This is a genomic window from Necropsobacter massiliensis, assembly GCF_000827595.2.
GTDB lineage: Bacteria > Pseudomonadota > Gammaproteobacteria > Enterobacterales > Pasteurellaceae > Necropsobacter > Necropsobacter massiliensis.
On sequence record NZ_LN776189.1, the window covers coordinates 90,796 to 109,275 of the forward strand.

Below are 18,480 nucleotides of genomic sequence, written 5' to 3' on the forward strand. Positions count from 1 at the left end.
ATTATCATGCAAGATTATAAAAAGGAATTTATTCACTTCGCTTTAAGTCGTAACGTATTAAAATTTGGTGAATTTACCCTGAAATCTGGCAGAGTCAGTCCGTATTTCTTTAATGCCGGATTATTTAATACTGGTGCAGATCTTGCCTGTCTGGGGCGCTTTTATGCAGCTGCCATTCAGGCGGCAGGGTTGCAGTATGACGTGATTTTCGGCCCTGCCTATAAGGGCATTCCTATCGGTACCACGGTGTCGGTGGCGTTGTTCGACCAGTATCAGTTGGATAAACCGGTATGCTTTAACCGCAAAGAGGCGAAGGATCACGGCGAAGGCGGCAACTTGATCGGCAGTCCGTTGCAGGGACGAGTGTTGCTGGTGGACGATGTCATCACCGCCGGTACGGCGATTCGTGAGGCGATGGATCTCATTGCGGCAAACCATGCGCAGCTCAGCGCGGTGGTGATTGCGTTAAATCGCAAAGAACGCGGCAAAGGTGAACTTTCCGCCATTCAGGAAGTCGAACGTGATTATCATTGTCAGGTGCTGTCGATCATCGATTTGGACGATTTGATGTGTTTTATTGAGCAGGACGAGCGCTATCGTCAGCATTTACCGGCGTTACGCGCTTATCGCGAGCGTTACGGTGTGAAATAAGATGAAATAAAAAGTGCGGTGTTTTTTCACGCCGTTTCGGCAACGGCTGCGCTATAGTCGCAATGAGACCGAAATCGCGGAAAAATCGACCGCACTTTCTATCTAACGGAGCAATCAATGAATTTTATCGGGAAATTACTGGGATTTATTATCGGCTGGCGATTTGGCGGTTTATTCGGTGCCATTGCCGGCGTTATTTTGGGCCATATTGCGGATAAAAAACTGTATGAACTCGGCAGCGTGAATTCAAGTTTTTTCAACCATAAACTGACGCGGCAGTCGTTATTTATGCAGACGACTTTTGCGGTATTAGGACATTTAAGCAAAGCCAAAGGACGAGTCACAGAAGATGATATTGCGCTCGCCAGCAACTTAATGCAGCAGATGAATCTGGATGATGCCGGACGCAAACTGGCGCAGGAAGCGTTTAATCGCGGTAAAGAGGCAGGATTCCCGATTCGTCAGGTGATTCGTGAGTTTCGTCTGGGCTGTGGACAACGCGCGGATTTGCTCAGAATGTTTTTATCGGTGCAGGTTAAAGCGGCGTTTGCCGATGATCACCTGCACGAGAATGAAAAAGAGGTGCTGTATGTGGTGGCGGAAGAACTGGGACTGTCGCGTTTCCAGTTTGAACAACTGCTGATGGCGGAAATGGCGGCGCGTCATTTCAGTCGTAACGGCGGATTTTATTACGAACAACGCAGCAGTTCGCAGCAAGGCGGTTATAGTCAGGGCGATTATCGTCAACAACGTGGTTATCAACAGCCGCACAGCAGCGGTCCGACGCTGGATGACGCCTATAAAGTGCTGGGCGTATCTGCCAGCGATGATCGCAATACGGTAAAACGCGCGTACCGCCGTTTGATGAATGAAAATCACCCGGATAAGCTGGTGGCAAAAGGTTTACCGAAAGAAATGTTGGAAATGGCGAAGGAAAAAGCCCAGCAGATTCAGGCGGCATACGATTTAATCTGTAAAGCGAAAGGCTGGAAATAATGCTGAAACGAGCTGATGGGTTTCCGCTTGCGCTGGCGTTTGTTATTAGCGCGTTGATCATCTGGTCTGGCATTGCGCCTTTTTCCCGCTCGGTCTGGTATGCGGAAATTCTACCGATTATTGCGGTGTTCGCCGTGTTAGTTTTAACTTACCGCTCTTTTCAATTCAGTCGCACCGCTTATGCGCTGATGTCCTTATGGCTGATTATGCACAGTATCGGCGCGCATTATACCTTTGAACGCGTGCCGTTTGGTTGGGCAAACGATATGCTGACGCCTTGGTTGGGTGAGGCGCGCAATCATTTTGATCGGGTGGCGCATTATGTTATCGGCTTTTACAGCTTTGCCTGTGCTGAATTTTTATTGCGCCGCAAACTGACCGGGTCGATTATCGCCGGTCTGTTTTCGCTGTTTCTGATTATGTCCGTCGCCGCCGCCTACGAATTAATCGAATGGCAATATGCCGTGCTTGCGGGTGGCGACGAGGGAATTGCGTTTCTCGGTTCGCAGGGCGATCCGTGGGATGCGCAGAAAGATATGCTCGCCGATACGCTAGGTGCGATTACTGCGCTGGCGCTTTTTTATCTGATTCGTCCTGATCAATCGGTCTGATGCTGATGCGTGTGATATTAGCGCCGATGCAGGGCGTATTGGATCCCTTGGTTCGTCAGCTGTTGACGGATGTCAATGATTATGATCTCTGCATTTCCGAATTCGTCCGCGTGGTGGACCAATTATTGCCGGAGAAAGTGTTTTATCGTTTATGCCCGGAATTATTATGCGGCGGTAAAACGCCGTCTGGCACGCCGCTGCGCGTTCAGCTGCTTGGGCAGCATCCGCATTGGCTGGCGGAAAATGCGCGACGTGCGGTTGCGCTCGGATCATGGGGCGTAGATCTGAATTGCGGTTGTCCGTCAAAAACAGTAAACGGCAGTCACGGCGGGGCGGCGTTATTAAAACAGCCGGAGTTGATTTATCAAGCGACCCGCGCCATTCGCCAGGCGCTGCCAGCAAGTCAGCCGGTAAACGTTAAAGTGCGCCTCGGTTGGGCGCATGACGGCGCAGCCTTTGAGATCGCCGATGCAGTACAACAGGGCGGTGCAACGGAAATCGCCATTCACGGGCGTACCAAAACCGACGGTTATCGCGCCGAGCGGATTAATTGGGCGAAAATCGGCGAAGTGCGCCGTCAATTGTCCATTCCGGTGATCGCCAACGGCGAAATCTGGAATCGGCAAGATGCGGAAGCCTGCATGGCGCAAACCGGTTGCGTTGATGTGATGGTCGGACGCGGCGCGTTAACCCTGCCAAATTTGAGTCGGGTTATTAAAGCTCAGCAGGAAAAACTGGACTGGCAAACCGGCGTGATGCCGCTATTGCGCCGTTATGCCGATATGTATAATCCTTATGACAGCGGTTTTTATCATGTGGCGCGGATTAAACAATGGTTGCGCTATTTAAATGCGGCATATTCTGAGGCAGACGCCTTATTTGAACGGATTAAAACCTGTTCGCAGGCGGAGGAATTGCGCGAAAGATTGTATCAGGTGGTAACGGAATGAAATATCAATGGATTTTTTTTGATGCGGATGAAACGCTATTTTCCTTCGACGGCTTTGTCGGCTTAAAACGCATGTTCACCGATTATGGGGTGGATTTTCAACAGACGGATTTTGACGAATTTCAGCAGCTGAATAAACCGCTGTGGGTGCAATATCAAAACGCTGAAATCAGCGCGCAGCAGTTGCAAACCACCCGTTTTGAGCAGTGGGGAAAGCGGCTCGGAAAACCAGCGGCGGAGTTAAACCGCGCGTATTTGTTGTCAATGGCTGATATTTGCCGTCCGTTGGAGGGCGTGCGAGAAACTCTGCAAGCATTAAGCCAGCATGCAAAGCTGGCGATTATTACCAACGGTTTTACCTTGATGCAGCAGCTGCGGCTACAGAACACCGGTTTGCAGGATTGCTTTGAATTTATTACCGTGTCGGAAGAAGTGGGCATTGCCAAACCTGACGCGCGGATTTTTGCGCATAGCTTGCAGCGGGCGCAGATCAAGGATAAACGCGAAGTGCTGATGGTCGGCGATACCCTGCAATCGGATATTCAGGGCGGAATTAACGCTGGGCTGGATACATGCTGGCTGGCGCACCATCGGCACAATGATACGGACATCATGCCTTCTTATACGGTTAATCGGTTTGCCGAGCTGGCGGATGTGGTGAACGCATAGTGATAAAAAAGTGCGGTGTAATTTTGCTGCGTTTTCGAGGCGAAATATTCGGCAAATCCGACCGCACTTTTATCTGCTCACTTATTTAATCGATACCCAAGACTTTGCGCCCGTTGATGCTGGCGATATTGATCATTGCATCGAGATCGGGAAAGCGGCAGCCGGCGGCAAGTAGGCTTAATTCCTGCCACATATCACCTTCGCACAGCGGCACCATGTAATCGCAGATATTATCGGTGCCGATGGCCACGGTAATGCCTTCCGGGATCATTTCGTCCGCTGGCGTCAGCGCATTGTGGAATGGCATCAGATCTTCTTTGCGGTTGCTGTCAATCCACGCCATCGGGCAGGCGATGATCATCATTTGCGCCTGACGCATTTTTTCATACAGTTTATAGCGGTATTCTTTGGAATGCGCGCCGATTGAAATACCGTGAATGGCGACAACTCGCCCCTGCATGCCGTGTTCAATGGTTTTATCGCATAACTGTTCGGTTTCTTTTTCGCGCGGCGTATTGAATTGATCCACATGCACATGGCACATAATGCCGAGGGATTTGGCTTTGTCCAGCAGAATATCCATGGCTTCCAGCCCGCGTCCATAATCCAGCTCATCACGGTAAGGCAGCCCGCCTATCATATCCACCATTTCCGAACCGATATCGAACCATTTTCTTGCGGTCGATTCAATCACGCCTTTAAGCGTCTGGTTGGCGAATTTCAGTGTGATGTCGTGCTTATATACTTCGCGAGCTTTGTGGGCGGCGATAATCGCGCGGTCTTCACAGATAGGATCAATATCCACAAACGTGCCGAATGCGGTGACACCCTGGGCGATCATCAGTTCGATCGCTTGACAGAAACGGGCATAATAATCATCCACCGATGAAGTGCGTTTGACCTCGTCCACCAGATCCCATTTTTGTTGCAAATTGCTGCTGTGATAGATGCCGATTTTTTCCGGAGTCATGGTAAATGCGCGATCAGCGTGCGCATGGGAATTCACCCAGCCGCCTTTTTTGATGATTTCATCTCTGATGTAGGTTTTAAAGCTACGAACATGGTTTTTCATAATTACTCCGTGACGATATAAGCGATAACAGGCGGACAGCGGCTGAAGATATAAAAAAATCCCACATGCAAGGGGATTTGTTATTAAGTGAAAAGAGAATTGCGTTCAATGCGTTTTGGCGTGCATTGAGTAAGTCGATTGCAATGTTATGAAAAATTCTCGGATTTTTAATTAATAACATTATATCCAGTCCTGATATAAGGGTACGGACCTGACGGACGAACCCCGGATACTCGGGCGATAGTATAAGGGGTTCGATATTAAAAATATAATCGGTTCTAACTATCGGTCGCGCATTAAATCGGAACTATTTATCAAAGAACTCACCTTCCCGGGTAAAAACATCCAAAAACAGTCCGAGCGGCGGTGATGCCGACGAGGCTTTTTGATAAGTGCGGTCAAATTTTTGATAGTTTCCGCGCCGATCAATCTGGTATTGCGTGCCGTCCGGCATAATCACCACCGTCCAGCGGTAGTTACCCGCCTGCACCCAATCGCGGCTGGAGGACGGCTCGAACAGATCTTTTCCTTGTGCATAATCGGAAATCGGATTGTTCGCCTTAAACAGGTGTTTCATTAGTGCCGGAAGCACGTCGGTGTGGGTGGTTAAGCGAGTGATTTTCCCCGGCGCCAATCCTTTCCAGTGCACGATCATCGGCACTTGAATTTCATCGCGAGCGAAATAGTGCGTTTGCTGCTTTTCATCCAGCTGATTGAAATGATAACCGTGTTCCGCCGTAATCATCACCAGCGTGTTGTCAAGGTTGAGCGTATTCAGCACTTCGTCCAGCTGCGAATCCAGTTGGCCCAAGGCTTGGTCATAAGCGGTTGAGCTTAGCCCCTGCGGCAACGCCAGAGTTAAATAGGCGAAGAACGGTGTATTGCGCTGGGTGATCTGTTCGTGCCATTGGATAAACTGTTTGGCGGCGCTGCGGTTATCGGTTTTTTTCTTCGCCAGCCGGCTTTCGGCAAACAATGCCTGACGGAATAAGCTGGCTTTGAAGCCGTCGGATGAGAACAAGCCAAGGCTGTAGCCGCTGTGTTTGTCACGTAATTGTTCGATCAGCACGGATTCGGTTTTATTGCTGAGCAGACTGTCGGTATAGTTGGCGTTCAAACCGTAAAATAAGCCGGTCAGCCCGGTATTGTTGTTATTGCCGGTGCTGTAATGATTGGTATATTCGGTGGACTGCCCGGCGAAAGCGTGCAATTTAGGCATATTTTCGGCGTTGACGGCATCGTAGCGCAGACCGGATACGGTGATCAGCAGAATATTGCTTTTGGCGTGATTTTCGCTGAATGTCAATGCCCGTTTCGGGTAGTTGATTTTCGGCGCTTCCGGGCGACCTTCCTGCTCCAGCGTCTGACTGTATTGGGCTTTATCCAGCAAGCCGTGTTTTTCCAGAAAGGAACGTGCCGTCATCGGGTAAGAAACCGGGAAATTGGATTTCTGCATGGTAATCGGGCGGTAAATGTAGGCGTCCGCCCAAGCATAAATTAAATGGGTAGCGGTAAAAGTGCAGATAAAAAAGAAGCCGACGCCTTTCAGCCATTTCTGTCGTTCCAAACTGCGCAGCTTTTCCCATGACCAACGAGAAAACAGCATTTGCGCCAGCAAAATAATCGGCATCGGGGCAAAGAAAATCTGCCATGTTCGCGACAGTTCACCGTTTTCCGGATTGACTAACAGATTCCAGACCACGGAGGAAAGGTGCAGGTTAAAGCGCGAGAAAACTTCCGTATCAAGCAGTAGAAAGGTGATGCCGAGCGTGGACAGAATAACAGTCAGTCCACGAAAAGTGCGGTGGTTTTTAATGATAAAACTTAACGGAAACACCACCAGCAGATAGACGGCGAACACGATAAAACTGAAATGACCGAGCAGGCTGATAAAAAAATAAAGTTTGCCGAACAGGGTATCCGGCCAGTCGATGATAAACGCGTAGCGCGAGCCTATCACAATTGCCCATAAGATATTAAAAAACACAAACCAATGCCCCCAAGAAATCTTGCGGGAGGTTTCTTCGCGGTATTGTTTGCCGTTTTTAATCCATAACATAGTGTTTATTTGTCGCTTTTGACTGAATTCAGCAATGCCTCGGAAAAGGCTTGTGCCAGCGCGGTACGTTGCTGAGTGCCGACACTGCTGCGCAGTAAATTGGTGACCATGTTACCGAGTACCACCAACGACAGTTCGACCGGCGCTTGATGTTTTTCGAGTACGCCGATCATATCCTGTAAGATTGCATCGACTTGTTTATCTTGATATTTTGACTGTTTTGCCATTCTGAAACCTGAGTGTCGCGGCGGAGAGAAAATCAGCGGTTATTCGGTTCAAATGATAATCGGTTTTTTTCTCTCAAGAATAATTTCGTATATGCTAGCATATTTTTCATTAAAGTGCGGTTATAATATCGCGCAAATTTATTGTTATACACAGCGGATTAAAACATGACTATCAGCGTTAATCAAATCGTATTGCATCAATTAGTTAAGGCGACGACGGAAGATGAAAATACCGGGTTAAGCCTTCAGCTGCGGGAAGCGTTGCTGCCGGTAACTGCGGAGGCAGAACAGATGATGTTGCAACTGCATCAGGGTTATCAGAATAAAGCGAAAGGATATGGCGTATTTCAGGCGGCGTCGAATTTTGCTCAGATACTCAATCGGCTGCTGGAAGGGGAAACCGATTTTTTATCTTTTAGCCAGCAGGCGGCATCCTTACTGGCGGCGGAATTGGGCAAATACGCCTTTGCTGATAGCGGCACGCTGATTTTATGCCGTTATAATTTTTTAGCCACCGATTACCTGTTTATTGCGCTGTTGGACAGCCGCGCCAGTATGCTGGTGGATGAACGATTGGAAATTCACCGTACTCAATATCTTGACATCACGCAATTCGATATTGCTGGGCGGATTAATCTGACTGATTTGCAAACCGATGCCGATTCCAACCGTTATCTGACTTTTATTAAGGGCCGGGTCGGACGTAAGATCGGCGATTTCTTTATGGATTTTCTCGGCGCCGACGAAGGGCTGAATCCGCAGGTGCAGAATCAATGCCTGTTGCAAGCGGTCAGTGATTATTGCCGGCAGGGCGAGTTGAACGCCGAGCAGTCGCAGGCGGTGAAAAAGCAAGTATTTGACTATTGTAAAGGTCAGCTGAATGACGGGGAGGAAATTGAGTTGACGGAACTTTCCGCCAATATTCCGACTCTAAAAGACCGGCCTTTTGCCGATTTTGCCGCTGAACAGGATTACGGGCTGGAAGCCAGCATTCCGCCGCTGCGCGCGACGCTGAAAAGCCTGACTAAATTTTCTGGTTCCGGCAAAGGGGTGACAATCAGTTTCGATGCGGAATTAATCGATCACCGAATCTTCTGGGATGAGGCGTCCGATACCTTAACAATCAAAGGGTTACCGCCTAATTTGCGTGATCAGCTAGAGCGCCGGCTGAAACCGCAGAATTAATTTGGCAATCCGATTAACTTTAGGTATTATCAACCATTGTTTGCAGACTATAAAAAGGTAAAAATATGCAATTGAAATCCGTTATTCCTGCGCTGGTATTGGCATTAAGCCTAACTGCGTGTTCTGCCGTGAATAAAATCGTTTACCGTATTGATGTGCCGCAAGGCAATTATTTGGAGGCCGCCACGGTCGCGCAGGTTAAACCGGGAATGAACGCGCAACAGGTGCAGTATCTGCTTGGTACGCCGGTATTGATCGACCCTTACAGCAATAATACTTGGTATTATGTTTTTCTGATGCAGAAAGCTTACGCCGCGCCAGATCAACATACCTTTATCGTTAATTTCGATCGCAACGGCATTGTTACCGCAGTAGATCTGGATAAGCCACTGCCGGACGAGGCGAAACCGGAAATCAATAATGCCGTTATTACTACGGCGGATGCGCAGAGCAAAAGCTGGTGGCAGTTCTGGAAATAACCTGATTTATGTAAGGCAGTATCAATTGCTGTGCTTTGAGACGGCTAATGACTATAAGGAAATCTGATTATGGCCAAGCTTTTATTAGTTGATGACGATGTTGAACTTGTTGAACTGCTGGCAGAATTGCTCAAGCTGGAAGGATTTGAGGTCGAAGTGGCGAATAATGGGCAGCAGGCGTTAGATAAACTGGATGCCAGCTATGATTTAGTACTGCTTGATGTCATGATGCCAGTATTGAACGGTATTGAAACTTTAAAACAGATTCGGCGTAAGTTTAGCGTGCCGGTAATGATGCTGACCGCCCGCGGCGAGGAAATTGATCGCGTACTAGGGCTGGAGCTCGGTGCCGATGATTATCTGCCGAAACCCTTTAACGACAGAGAACTGGTTGCTCGCATTAAAGCGATTTTACGTCGTACTGTCGTTCCGCAGGGCGAGAGGGAGACGCATAAAGCGCAAGATGAGAACGGCTCGTTTGAATTTTGTAATCTGACGTTATATCCGGGACGCCAACAGGTGCTGTTTAACGGTCAGGATTTGGAATTGACAGGAACTGAGTTCGCATTATTGCAGATTCTGATTTCCAATCCGGGGCGGATACTTTCGCGTGAATATCTCAGTGTGGAAGTGTTGGGAAAACCGTTGACACCTTTTGATCGCGCCATTGATATGCACATGTCCAATCTGCGTAAGAAGTTACCGCCGAGAAACGATGATACCTCTTGGTTTAAAACTTTGCGCGGTAGAGGTTATTTATTGGTAGCGGAAAAATAATAACTTAAAATGTAAATAATATGTTTTATCTATGAAATTAAGTAAAATTTCGTTTTTTAATACGCTTTCTTTACGTATTTTCGCCTTGTTTTGGCTGTCTTTTTTAATTCTATTCGGGCTGGCGTTTTCCCTGCCGTATTTCGACGCACGTCTTTATTCCGAGTTGAATAACAATGAAGTGGCAGCCTATCACCGCGAAATTTCTTCCGTTATCCGCAATAACCATCTTTCTCATATTTTATCCGGCGCGCCGATTTTTCCGACGGATAAATTCGACGGCGTACATCCGGTTTTAGTCAACCCGAACGGGGATATTATCGGCGCTCGCAAAGAAGAAACCGCACCTCTCCAGCAATTTATTTATCATGCCAAAAATCCGCTGCAACCGTTAAAGAAAAGTTTTTATGATCTGCAAATCGCCGGTCCTTTTGTGGTGTATGTGAATACTTCGGATGAGGAAGTGTCTTATACCCTGTATTTTTTGCGTAAAGTCGAAGCGCAGCGGGAATTCGTTTCATTTGCTTTTGATCATCCGCTGATTCTAATTCTGGTGATTTTGGGTGTATCAACTCCATTATTGTGGTGGCTATCGCACAGTATCGGTCGCCCGTTGCGTAATTTGCAGCGTGCCTCAAACGCGGTGGCGCTGGGCAATTTTAAAACCGATAAAAATCTGGAGATCTATGGCACCGTTGAATTGCGTCAGGTCGGTCAGAGTTTCAATCACATGACCGCAGCGCTGGAGGATTTACTCTCCAGTCAGCAATCATTGTTGTCGTCCATTTCCCATGAGCTTAGAACGCCGCTGACCCGTTTACAGCTGGCGTTGGCGTTATTGCGGCGGCGGATTGGTGAAGGTACGGAAGTTGCCCGTATCGAAAAGGAAGCGCAGCAACTGGATGCAATGATTAACAATTTACTGCTGTTGTCCCGCCAGCAGCTTAACAGCCATTTATTACGCAATATTTTCCCGATTGTGGAACTGTGGTCGGATATTGTTGACGACGGCACCTTTGAAGCGGAACAACGCAAGTTGAAATTTAAAGTACGCCAGTTGATTTATACCCCGAAACAGTTTTTTATTAACGGCAATAAAGGATTGCTGTGCAGTGCGGTGGAAAATATCGTCAGAAATGCGATGAAATATACTAAATCGCGCATTGAGGCGACCATTTTTCTGAAAGATAATTCCTTGTTTATTGCCATTGATGATGACGGCGATGGTATTCCGGCAAAAGAATATGAAAATATTTTCAAACCGTTTTACCGCATTGATGAGGCGCGAACCCGAGAAACCGGTGGAGCGGGACTGGGACTGGCGATTGTCGCCAATGTGATTAAAGAACATCAAGGCAGTGTGCGGGCGATGCAGAGCCACTTAGGCGGGTTGCGCGTGGTAATTCAACTGCCATTATGGATTCATAAATAAAACCGACCGCACTTTATCACTTGGCGTCGGCAATGGAGTGACGCAGGATAAGCGTCGGTCGTAGCGTGAAAGTGCGGTAGTTTTGCGCCGGATTTTTTATCCGCCGCAGCAGTGTATCCACCGCAGATTGTGCCAGCAGGTCTTTCGGTTGATGAATGGTGCTGAGCGGTGGCGCGAGATATTGCGCCAGATTGATATTGTCATAACCGATCACAGACATATCGCGCGGCACGGATAAACCATGGCGCCAGAGGGTCTGGTAGGCGCCGAGGGCAATGCTATCGCTGCTGGCAAACAGCGCGCTCGGGCGGTGTGGCAGATTGAGCAGCTTTTCCATGCCGAGAACCCCGCCGTCGAAATTAAAGTGACTTTCAATGATCCATTCCTGCCGTAGCGCTATCTTAAATTCCGCCAGCGCCTGCTGATAGCCGGCAAGACGATTGCGCGCCAGTTGCTTGTTCAGGCTGCCGGTGATGATCGCAATATGCCGATGCCCGTGTTGCAGCAGACATTTGGTCGCCAGATAGCCGCCCAGTTGCGAATCTTCATGAATTTTATCTGCATTCAGCTCGGTCGGCCACCAGTCCATAATCACGCAGGGTACCGTCAGATTGAGCGGTTTGGCGCGAAAACGGCTTTCCGTACACATCAGCAGCAAACCGTCCACCTGTTTTTGCATCAGCGTTTGGAGATTTTTCTCCAGCCGGCTTTCATCGTCGTCGGTATTGCACAGAATCAAATTATAATTGTGCTGGTTGCAGTAGCGCTCGACATGGGCGACCACTTCGGCAAAAAACGGATTATCGCTGGTGGTGACCAGCATACCGATAGTTTGAGTTTGTTTGACTTTCAGGCTGCGCGCCAGTGCCGAGGGAGTGTAATTCAGCTGCTCGACCACCCGCATAACTTTGTCGCGGATTTCATCGCTGACGAAACGGGAATTATTGATCACGTGGGAAACGGTGGAAGTGGAAACCTGTGCAAGACGTGCGATATCTTTCATTGTAGCCATAGGTTCCCTCCTCTTGTGCGATTTATTGTCGGGCTAAAAATGCCAGCGTTTCGTCTCTATACGGAATTGACGGTTGCGCACCTTGACGGGTAACGCTGATTGCCGCCGCCGCATGTGCGAAGCGGATGGCCTGTTTAATCGGTTTACCTTCTAACAGCGCAGTGACAAAGGCTCCGTTAAAGGTATCACCTGCCGCGGTGGTATCCGTGGCATCGACTCGAAAACCGGCAATCATTTCACCTTCTCCCTGTTGACTAAAGTATACACCTTTTGCCCCCAAAGTAATCAATACGGTTTCAATGCCCTTGGCATGCAAAACTTGCGCGGATTCGACCGCACTTTGTTCATCAACGACGCGAATACCGGTCAGTATTTCCGCTTCCGTTTCGTTCGGCGTAATGATGTTCACCCGGCTGAGCAGCGCGTCGGGTAACGGTTGTGCCGGCGCCGGATTTAAAATCACTTTGGTCTGGTTGGCAGCGGCTAATTCTGCGGCTTTTAGCACCGCACTTAACGGCGTTTCAAGCTGCATTAGCAGATAATCGGCGCTGATAATCTCTTGGGCGAAAGTATTGACCGTGGTTGCGTCCAGACGGGCATTGGCGCCGGCGGCAATAACGATGCTGTTTTCTCCGCTGTCGGTTACCTGAATCATGGCGATGCCAGTCATGACATCTTCAATTTCAACAATGGGATGGGTATTGATACCGTCTTGGGCAAAGGCGTTTTTCATTGCCCGACCGATAGCATCATCGCCGATGCAGCCGATAAAATTCACCGTTGCTCCCGCACGGGCTGCGGCGACTGCCTGATTGGCGCCTTTACCGCCGTAAGCGATGTGATAATCACGCCCACTTAGGGTTTCGCCCGGGCGGGCAAAGTGCGGTACGGAAATGACGTGATCGGCGTTAATGCTGCCGAGTACGGTAAGTGTGTTAGCCATAAAAACTCCGAATATTGATTCAGCTCATCGGGGCGGGTTGTTGCGCACCCCGATGCAGCATATTGCCGCGTTATTCCGCGATCACTTTGAGTGCCACCGGAATGTTGGCATCGACTTTTTCGCCTTTTAACAGTTTGTCGGCGGTTTCCACCCCCAGACTGCCGATAAGCGCTGGTTGCTGTGCGATAGTGGCGGCCAATTTGCCGTTTTTCACCGCTTTAATGCCGTCGTCCGTGCCGTCGAAACCGACCACCAGAATCGGCTTTTTCGCCGCTGTGATTGCACGCAGTGCGCCTAGCGCCATTTCATCATTTTGCGCAAAGACTGCCTGCACTTCACCTTTACTTGCCAGCAGATTTTCCATGACATTCAACCCTTTGGTGCGATCAAAATCCGCCGGTTGGCTGGCAAGCACGCTAAAATGATGCGCTGCAATCGCCTGTTTAAAGCCTTCGCCGCGTTCACGTGCGGCAGAAGTGCCGGCCAATCCCTCCAGTTGGATCACTTTTGCTCCGCTGCCCAGTTTTTGCGCAATGAAATCGCCCGCCATTTTTCCGCCGGCAACGTTATCGGAGGCGATATGACTGACCACCTCGCCTTTTGCTGCGCCGCGATCCAGCGTAATCACCGGAAGTTTATTGCGGTTTGCAATCGCCACCGCGTTGCTGACCGCTTCGCTGTCGGTTGGATTGATTAATAAGACTTTTGCCCCGCGCACGGTCAGATCTTCCACATTGGACAGCTCTTTGGCCGGATCGTTTTGCGAATCCAGCACCACTAATTTATAACCCAGCTCATCCGCTTTTTGTTGTGCACCGTCCCGCAGAGAGACGAAAAACGGATTATCCAGCGTGGACACCGCCAGCGCGATGGTATCCTGCGCGATTGCCGCACCGCCGAAGGCAAGGCTTAACATCATTGCCGAAGTTAATTTGGTGAATTATTTCATAATGTAATCTCCTTTAAGCAAGAATGGAAGGGTTATGCTTTTTTGCTGCCTAAATAGTTATCCGCCAGTACGGCCACGAGAATAACCAAGGCTTTTGCGATCATCTGATAATAAGATGAAATATCTAATAAATTTAATGCGTTATTTAAAAATCCGATAATCAATGCGCCGATTAGCGTACCCATCACCCGCCCTTTCCCGCCCATCAGGCTGGTACCGCCGACCACGACGGCGGCAATGGCATCTAACTCGTAAGACACGCCAGCGGTAGGCTGCGCCGAGGAAAGGCGTGAGGTAACGATCAGCCCGGCTAGTGCAGACAGCAGACCGCTGACGGCAAACACAAAGACTTTCACCTTAGTGACGTTAATACCGGACAATTGGGTAGCGGCTTCGTTGCCGCCCAGGGCATAAATATAACGCCCAATTTTCATGTGCTTGAGAATATACCACGCAGCGGCAAAGACCAGTGCCATTAACCAGATCGGCAACGGAATAGCAAATAGATAGCCGCTGCCTAAATAAGCGAAACTGTCTGCCGCATCGGAAAAACCGGTGCTGATTGGGCGCCCGTCGGTATATACCATGGTAACGCCGCGCAACAGCGTCATGGTGACTAGCGTGGCAATAAACGCCTGCACTTTCCCTTTGGCGACAATCACACCGCTGAGCGCACCGAGCAGCGTACCGCACAGCAAAACGGCGGGGATGACCAGCAGCACCGGTAATTCGGCGCCGATCATGGAAGCGGCGAACGCACCGGTTAAGGCGAGGATCGAACCGACGGATAAATCAATGCCGGCAATCAGGATCACAAAGGTCATGCCGACGGCGATAATCGCGTTGACCGAAGTCTGACGCAGGATATTTAAAATATTATCTATTGAGAAAAAATCGGGATTAATCAGCGAAACAATGATAATCAGCAGTAATAATGCAATGATCGAGCGTTGTTCGAGTAAAAATGCACCGATTTGAAAACGCGTGTGTTGCGGTTGTGAAGTCATAATATCCCCTTGTTATGCCACCGGCTTACCAATTGCGGCGGCGAGTAGTTTTTCCTGCGTGGCGTCTGCGCGGCTGAATTCCGCGCTGATCCGCCCGTCGTGCATGACCAGAATTCGATCGCTCATGCCCAGCACTTCCGGCATATCGGAAGAAACCAGAATAATGCTCAGCCCCTGTTGTTTGAACTTGTTGATTAGCTGATAGATTTCTTTTTTGGCGCCGACATCCACGCCGCGCGTCGGTTCGTCTAAAATCAGCACTTGCGGTTGGGTCATTAACCCTTTGGCAATCGCCACTTTTTGCTGATTACCGCCGGAAAGTAACCCGATTGGTTGATCGCGCCCCGGCGTTTTGATATTAAACAGGCGGATAAAATCATCCACCGCCCGCTGTTCGGCGTTGTGCTGAATACTGCCCGCGCGAGAAAAATGATCCAGTGCGGTCAGCGACATATTTTCTTTCACCGACATGCCCAGCACCAGCCCGTCCCCTTTGCGATCTTCGGAAATATACACAATGCCGTGGTTTAAGCCGTCCTGTGGGCAGTCAGCCGAAATCTCGCGATTATTTAACCGCACTTGACCGCCGGTTTTTGGTAATGCACCGTACAGCACTTTCATTAACTCTGTTCGTCCGGCGCCCATTAGCCCTGAAATGCCGAGAATTTCGCCGCCGTGTAAGCAAAAGCTGACATTATGCACGCCGCTGCCACTCAAGTTGTGTACGCTCAGACGCACATCGCCTTTATCCTGTTTAAGATACGGATATTGCTCCTCCAGCTTGCGCCCAACCATCATTTCAATCAGACGATCTTCGCTTAAATCCGCCACCGCACTTTCACCGATAAACTGACCGTCGCGCAGCACCGTCACATCGTCGCAGATCGCAAAGATCTCTTTGATGCGGTGCGAAATATAGACGATACCGCGATTTTCCGCTTTCAGTTCGCGGATAACCTTAAACAGCGCCGCCGTTTCCGTATCGGTTAGCGCATCGGTCGGTTCATCCATAATGATGACCTGTGCGCTGAAACTCAGCGCTTTGGCGATCTCCACCATTTGCTGTTCGCCGATAGACAGTTCGCCGCAAAGTCGATGGCTGCTGTGCGGCACATTCAGGCGGGCAAGCAGTTTATCTGCCTCGCGATACATTTTGTGCCAGTCGATTGCGCCCCAAGGCGTAGTAAATTCCCTGCCGAGAAAAATATTCTCCGCAATGGTTAGATTACCGACCAGATTCAGTTCCTGATGAATAATGCTGATCCCCGCTTCTTGCGAATGCTTCGGTCCGCTAAAACTCACCGTCTGCCCGAGATAGTCGATGGTGCCGTTGTCTTTGCTGTAAATGCCGGTCAGCACTTTCATCAGTGTGGATTTACCGGCACCGTTTTCCCCCATCAGCGCCATCGCTCGCCCAGCATAAACCGACAGGCAAGCATTGCTCAGCGCGTTGACGCCGGGGAAGGATTTGTCAATCCCGCTGATTTTCAACAAAGTTTGTTGTTCCATGGCAACTCTCCACAGTTAAAAAGGCACACCGGAATATAAAATCACATTAGCGTAAGGTGAACATTCACCGCTGCGTACTATCGCTTTGCTGCCGTGCGTCCGTTGTTTAAAGGTCTGATGTGGCACATACTCCAGCTCAATGCGATTGCCTTGTTGGTTTTCCAGCTGTTGCAGACGAGTTAAAAGTGCGGTGTGAATTTGCGGATTTTTTTGTTTGATTTCCTCCGCCATCACAGCCCGCTCCACAAACATTTCGCTAATGATGCCGTCTACCGTGGTTAAAAAATCCGGCACGCCGCGAGTCAATGCCAGATCGATACGCAGGCTACTGGCGGGAATCGGTAGTCCCGCATCGCCGACGGTTATACTGTCAGTATGTCCCAGCGTGGCAATCACCTGTGACAGCGGTGCATTTAAAAGCATGGTTTTTTTCATTTTAATCTCTGCCTCATGGAGAAAACGTTTCTTTTTTGTACATCGAAACGTTTCGATAAAATTTGTGAACAGAGTGTAAAAGAAAAAAATGCGGAAAGAAAACGGGTGTTTTTAAATCTGTGATCGGGATCAAAGAAAAAATACATCGCTCGGATGGGAAAACAAACGTCGGGCGGCGACACTGTCCGCCCGCGTAATGAAAGGATTAAAGTGCGGTCAGCGCGCTTTTGGTACGCAATGCCAATAATGCGGCGGTGGAGAATAATAAAACGAGCGCTACACCGATATATAAATTCTGTTTATCCCAGCCGCTATCGAGCAGCAGACCTGCTACTGTCGGGGCGAGAATGGCGCCGATACGACCGATACCGATTGCCCAACCGACCCCAGTGCTGCGGATATCGGCGGCATAAATGCTCGGATTGAGGGTATAAAGCCCGCTGATACAACCGTTCATCAGCGCGCCCAGCAAGATGCCGAAAGTCATCGCCAGCCACAATACGGAAGCCGACAGAATGAAAACGATCACCGCGCAGGCGGAGGCGATGGTAAACAGAATCAGCACGCTGCGTGCCAACCAGCGACTTGCCAGCAAACCGTATAGCAGCGCACCGCAGGTTCCGCCTAGGGCAATCATCATCCCCACGCTGACGCTTTGTTCGGTCGTCATGCCGGCCTCTTTTAACAATGCCGGCGTCCATGAACTGACAAAATAAAAACTGAACATAATGGCGAAAAATGCAATCCAGATCAGCAATGTCGGACGACGGTATTGCGCGCCGAATAAGCGGGTAAGTGGCAATTTGTGTTCAGTTTTTGCCGTTTTGGGCGGCAGCGTCCAATTTCCTGCCAATCCCATTTTGACGGCTATGCGGTTTAGGCGTTGTTCAGCGCCCGCCGGCTGTTTGCTGAGCAGATAGTCGATAGATTCCGGCAGCCACAGCAGCAATACAATAAAGCATAAACCGGTCAATACGGCACCGGCCAGAAATACCGAACGCCAACCGTATTCCGTTTGCAGCATCACGGCGAACATGCCGCCCAGCACCGCGCCGATACCAAAGCCCGCCGCGTAGATACTGATGGCAAAACTGCGCCATTTGCGTGAGGAATATTCACTGGTAATTACATTGGTGCCGACCAGAATTCCGCCCACACCAAGCCCGGTGAGCACGCGCCAGATGCCAAGCAGCTGATGTTGCGATGCAAACGCCGAACCGAGCATTCCGAGTGCGGAAAGCGTGACTGAAAGCAGCAGTAACGGACGGCGTCCGATTTTATCTGCCAGCGGCGCTAAAAACAGCGAACCGGCAGCCATACCGAATAAGCCTGCGCTGAGCAAATAGCCGAGTTCCGTGCCGGATAAACCGAATTCATGGCGGATGGCGGTGGCGGTGAACGCCAGTGCTAACACGTCAAAGCCGTCCAGTACATTCATAATGGCCGCCATCATCACGATACCCCACTGATATGCACCCATTGGGTTTTGATCAATCTTTTCTCTGAGAGTCATCATTTTTC

18 protein-coding genes and 1 pseudogene are annotated in these 18,480 nt (G+C 49.6%); 9 read left to right on the plus strand and 10 right to left on the minus strand.

Annotated features, from left to right (window positions below; all coding sequences use genetic code 11):
* Window positions 1-6 precede the first annotated feature (6 nt).
* The 5 genes from pyrE to yjjG all read left to right on the plus strand — a co-directional run bounded on the left by pyrE (window position 7) and on the right by yjjG (window position 3,876).
* Complete coding sequence (pyrE, locus tag BN3349_RS09110; RefSeq protein WP_040976979.1) at window positions 7-651, plus strand: orotate phosphoribosyltransferase; 645 nt, start codon at window positions 7-9, stop codon at window positions 649-651.
* 117 nt (window positions 652-768) lie between these two features.
* Complete coding sequence (gene djlA / locus BN3349_RS09115; RefSeq protein WP_040976980.1) at window positions 769-1,647, plus strand: co-chaperone DjlA; 879 nt, start codon at window positions 769-771, stop codon at window positions 1,645-1,647.
* Entirely contained in the window at window positions 1,647-2,258 is a 612-nt protein-coding gene (locus BN3349_RS09120) for a DUF2238 domain-containing protein (RefSeq protein WP_040976981.1), read from the plus strand. Before djlA ends, BN3349_RS09120 begins: the two co-directional genes overlap by 1 nt.
* A 5-nt stretch (window positions 2,259-2,263) precedes the next feature.
* Window positions 2,264-3,208, plus strand: a complete 945-nt coding sequence (gene dusC / locus BN3349_RS09125) for a tRNA dihydrouridine(16) synthase DusC (protein ID WP_040977191.1) — start codon at window positions 2,264-2,266, stop codon at window positions 3,206-3,208.
* A complete protein-coding gene (gene yjjG / locus BN3349_RS09130) occupies window positions 3,205-3,876 on the plus strand; it encodes a pyrimidine 5'-nucleotidase (RefSeq protein WP_040976982.1) in 672 nt (223 codons plus the stop codon). Before dusC ends, yjjG begins: the two co-directional genes overlap by 4 nt.
* 85 nt (window positions 3,877-3,961) lie before the next feature.
* Here the strand turns inward: yjjG and BN3349_RS09135 are convergent, their stop codons facing one another.
* The 3 genes from BN3349_RS09135 to BN3349_RS09145 all read right to left on the minus strand — a co-directional run bounded on the left by BN3349_RS09135 (window position 3,962) and on the right by BN3349_RS09145 (window position 7,234).
* Complete coding sequence (locus BN3349_RS09135; RefSeq protein ID WP_040976983.1) at window positions 3,962-4,948, minus strand: amidohydrolase family protein; 987 nt, start codon at window positions 4,946-4,948, stop codon at window positions 3,962-3,964.
* 307 nt (window positions 4,949-5,255) lie between these two features.
* Entirely contained in the window at window positions 5,256-7,007 is a 1,752-nt protein-coding gene (locus tag BN3349_RS09140; RefSeq protein ID WP_040976984.1) for a DUF3413 domain-containing protein, read from the minus strand.
* Between the two features lie 5 nt (window positions 7,008-7,012).
* The gene (locus BN3349_RS09145; protein ID WP_032109212.1) at window positions 7,013-7,234 is read right to left on the minus strand and encodes a YejL family protein; all 222 of its coding nucleotides are present in this window, start codon (window positions 7,232-7,234) and stop codon (window positions 7,013-7,015) included.
* Between the two features lie 165 nt (window positions 7,235-7,399).
* On the opposite strand from BN3349_RS09145, the gene yejK reads away from it, so the two are divergent.
* From yejK to cpxA, 4 genes are all read left to right on the plus strand, one after another.
* A complete protein-coding gene (gene yejK / locus BN3349_RS09150) occupies window positions 7,400-8,419 on the plus strand; it encodes a nucleoid-associated protein YejK (RefSeq protein ID WP_040976985.1) in 1,020 nt (339 codons plus the stop codon).
* Between the two features lie 65 nt (window positions 8,420-8,484).
* Window positions 8,485-8,898, plus strand: a complete 414-nt coding sequence (bamE, locus tag BN3349_RS09155) for an outer membrane protein assembly factor BamE (RefSeq protein WP_040976986.1) — start codon at window positions 8,485-8,487, stop codon at window positions 8,896-8,898.
* 69 nt (window positions 8,899-8,967) lie between these two features.
* Window positions 8,968-9,675, plus strand: a complete 708-nt coding sequence (gene cpxR / locus BN3349_RS09160) for an envelope stress response regulator transcription factor CpxR (protein WP_040976987.1) — start codon at window positions 8,968-8,970, stop codon at window positions 9,673-9,675.
* A gap of 31 nt (window positions 9,676-9,706) precedes the next feature.
* Window positions 9,707-11,104 carry an envelope stress sensor histidine kinase CpxA gene (gene cpxA, locus BN3349_RS09165; RefSeq protein WP_040976988.1) on the plus strand — a complete coding sequence of 466 codons (1,398 nt, stop codon included), beginning with the start codon at window positions 9,707-9,709 and terminating at the stop codon, window positions 11,102-11,104.
* A gap of 16 nt (window positions 11,105-11,120) precedes the next feature.
* On the opposite strand, the gene BN3349_RS09170 is transcribed toward cpxA, so the two are convergent.
* The 7 genes and pseudogenes from BN3349_RS09170 to BN3349_RS09200 all read right to left on the minus strand — a co-directional run bounded on the left by BN3349_RS09170 (window position 11,121) and on the right by BN3349_RS09200 (window position 18,472).
* Entirely contained in the window at window positions 11,121-12,116 is a 996-nt protein-coding gene (locus BN3349_RS09170) for a substrate-binding domain-containing protein (RefSeq protein WP_040976989.1), read from the minus strand.
* 22 nt (window positions 12,117-12,138) lie between these two features.
* On the minus strand, window positions 12,139-13,059 hold the full coding sequence (rbsK, locus tag BN3349_RS09175) for a ribokinase (RefSeq protein WP_040976990.1): 921 nt from the start codon (window positions 13,057-13,059) through the stop codon (window positions 12,139-12,141).
* 70 nt (window positions 13,060-13,129) lie between these two features.
* Window positions 13,130-13,996 (minus strand): annotated as a pseudogene (rbsB, locus tag BN3349_RS09180) (ribose ABC transporter substrate-binding protein RbsB); the annotation flags it as partial.
* A 44-nt stretch (window positions 13,997-14,040) separates the two neighbouring features.
* A complete protein-coding gene (gene rbsC, locus BN3349_RS09185; protein WP_040976992.1) occupies window positions 14,041-15,015 on the minus strand; it encodes a ribose ABC transporter permease in 975 nt (324 codons plus the stop codon).
* A gap of 12 nt (window positions 15,016-15,027) precedes the next feature.
* Entirely contained in the window at window positions 15,028-16,524 is a 1,497-nt protein-coding gene (gene rbsA / locus BN3349_RS09190; protein ID WP_040976993.1) for a ribose ABC transporter ATP-binding protein RbsA, read from the minus strand.
* 15 nt (window positions 16,525-16,539) lie between these two features.
* The gene (gene rbsD, locus BN3349_RS09195; RefSeq protein ID WP_040976994.1) at window positions 16,540-16,959 is read right to left on the minus strand and encodes a D-ribose pyranase; all 420 of its coding nucleotides are present in this window, start codon (window positions 16,957-16,959) and stop codon (window positions 16,540-16,542) included.
* Window positions 16,960-17,164: 205 nt separating this feature from the next.
* On the minus strand, window positions 17,165-18,472 hold the full coding sequence (locus BN3349_RS09200; protein ID WP_040976995.1) for an MFS transporter: 1,308 nt from the start codon (window positions 18,470-18,472) through the stop codon (window positions 17,165-17,167).
* Window positions 18,473-18,480 lie beyond the last annotated feature (8 nt).

What these genes read in the sequence shown, in the direction of transcription:
- pyrE (WP_040976979.1), top strand. Translation starts at nt 7, where the DNA reads ATGCAAGATTATAAAAAGGAATTTATTCACTTCGCTTTAAGTCGTAAC.
- bamE (WP_040976986.1), top strand. Translation starts at nt 8,485, where the DNA reads ATGCAATTGAAATCCGTTATTCCTGCGCTGGTATTGGCATTAAGCCTA.
- rbsC (WP_040976992.1), bottom strand. Translation starts at nt 15,015, where the DNA reads ATGACTTCACAACCGCAACACACGCGTTTTCAAATCGGTGCATTTTTA.
- BN3349_RS09200 (WP_040976995.1), bottom strand. Translation starts at nt 18,472, where the DNA reads ATGACTCTCAGAGAAAAGATTGATCAAAACCCAATGGGTGCATATCAG.
- cpxA (WP_040976988.1), top strand. Translation starts at nt 9,707, where the DNA reads ATGAAATTAAGTAAAATTTCGTTTTTTAATACGCTTTCTTTACGTATT.
- yjjG (WP_040976982.1), top strand. Translation starts at nt 3,205, where the DNA reads ATGAAATATCAATGGATTTTTTTTGATGCGGATGAAACGCTATTTTCC.
- cpxR (WP_040976987.1), top strand. Translation starts at nt 8,968, where the DNA reads ATGGCCAAGCTTTTATTAGTTGATGACGATGTTGAACTTGTTGAACTG.
- BN3349_RS09170 (WP_040976989.1), bottom strand. Translation starts at nt 12,116, where the DNA reads ATGGCTACAATGAAAGATATCGCACGTCTTGCACAGGTTTCCACTTCC.
- dusC (WP_040977191.1), top strand. Translation starts at nt 2,264, where the DNA reads ATGCGTGTGATATTAGCGCCGATGCAGGGCGTATTGGATCCCTTGGTT.
- rbsD (WP_040976994.1), bottom strand. Translation starts at nt 16,959, where the DNA reads ATGAAAAAAACCATGCTTTTAAATGCACCGCTGTCACAGGTGATTGCC.
- BN3349_RS09145 (WP_032109212.1), bottom strand. Translation starts at nt 7,234, where the DNA reads ATGGCAAAACAGTCAAAATATCAAGATAAACAAGTCGATGCAATCTTA.
- BN3349_RS09120 (WP_040976981.1), top strand. Translation starts at nt 1,647, where the DNA reads ATGCTGAAACGAGCTGATGGGTTTCCGCTTGCGCTGGCGTTTGTTATT.
- rbsA (WP_040976993.1), bottom strand. Translation starts at nt 16,524, where the DNA reads ATGGAACAACAAACTTTGTTGAAAATCAGCGGGATTGACAAATCCTTC.
- BN3349_RS09140 (WP_040976984.1), bottom strand. Translation starts at nt 7,007, where the DNA reads ATGTTATGGATTAAAAACGGCAAACAATACCGCGAAGAAACCTCCCGC.
- djlA (WP_040976980.1), top strand. Translation starts at nt 769, where the DNA reads ATGAATTTTATCGGGAAATTACTGGGATTTATTATCGGCTGGCGATTT.
- rbsK (WP_040976990.1), bottom strand. Translation starts at nt 13,059, where the DNA reads ATGGCTAACACACTTACCGTACTCGGCAGCATTAACGCCGATCACGTC.
- BN3349_RS09135 (WP_040976983.1), bottom strand. Translation starts at nt 4,948, where the DNA reads ATGAAAAACCATGTTCGTAGCTTTAAAACCTACATCAGAGATGAAATC.
- yejK (WP_040976985.1), top strand. Translation starts at nt 7,400, where the DNA reads ATGACTATCAGCGTTAATCAAATCGTATTGCATCAATTAGTTAAGGCG.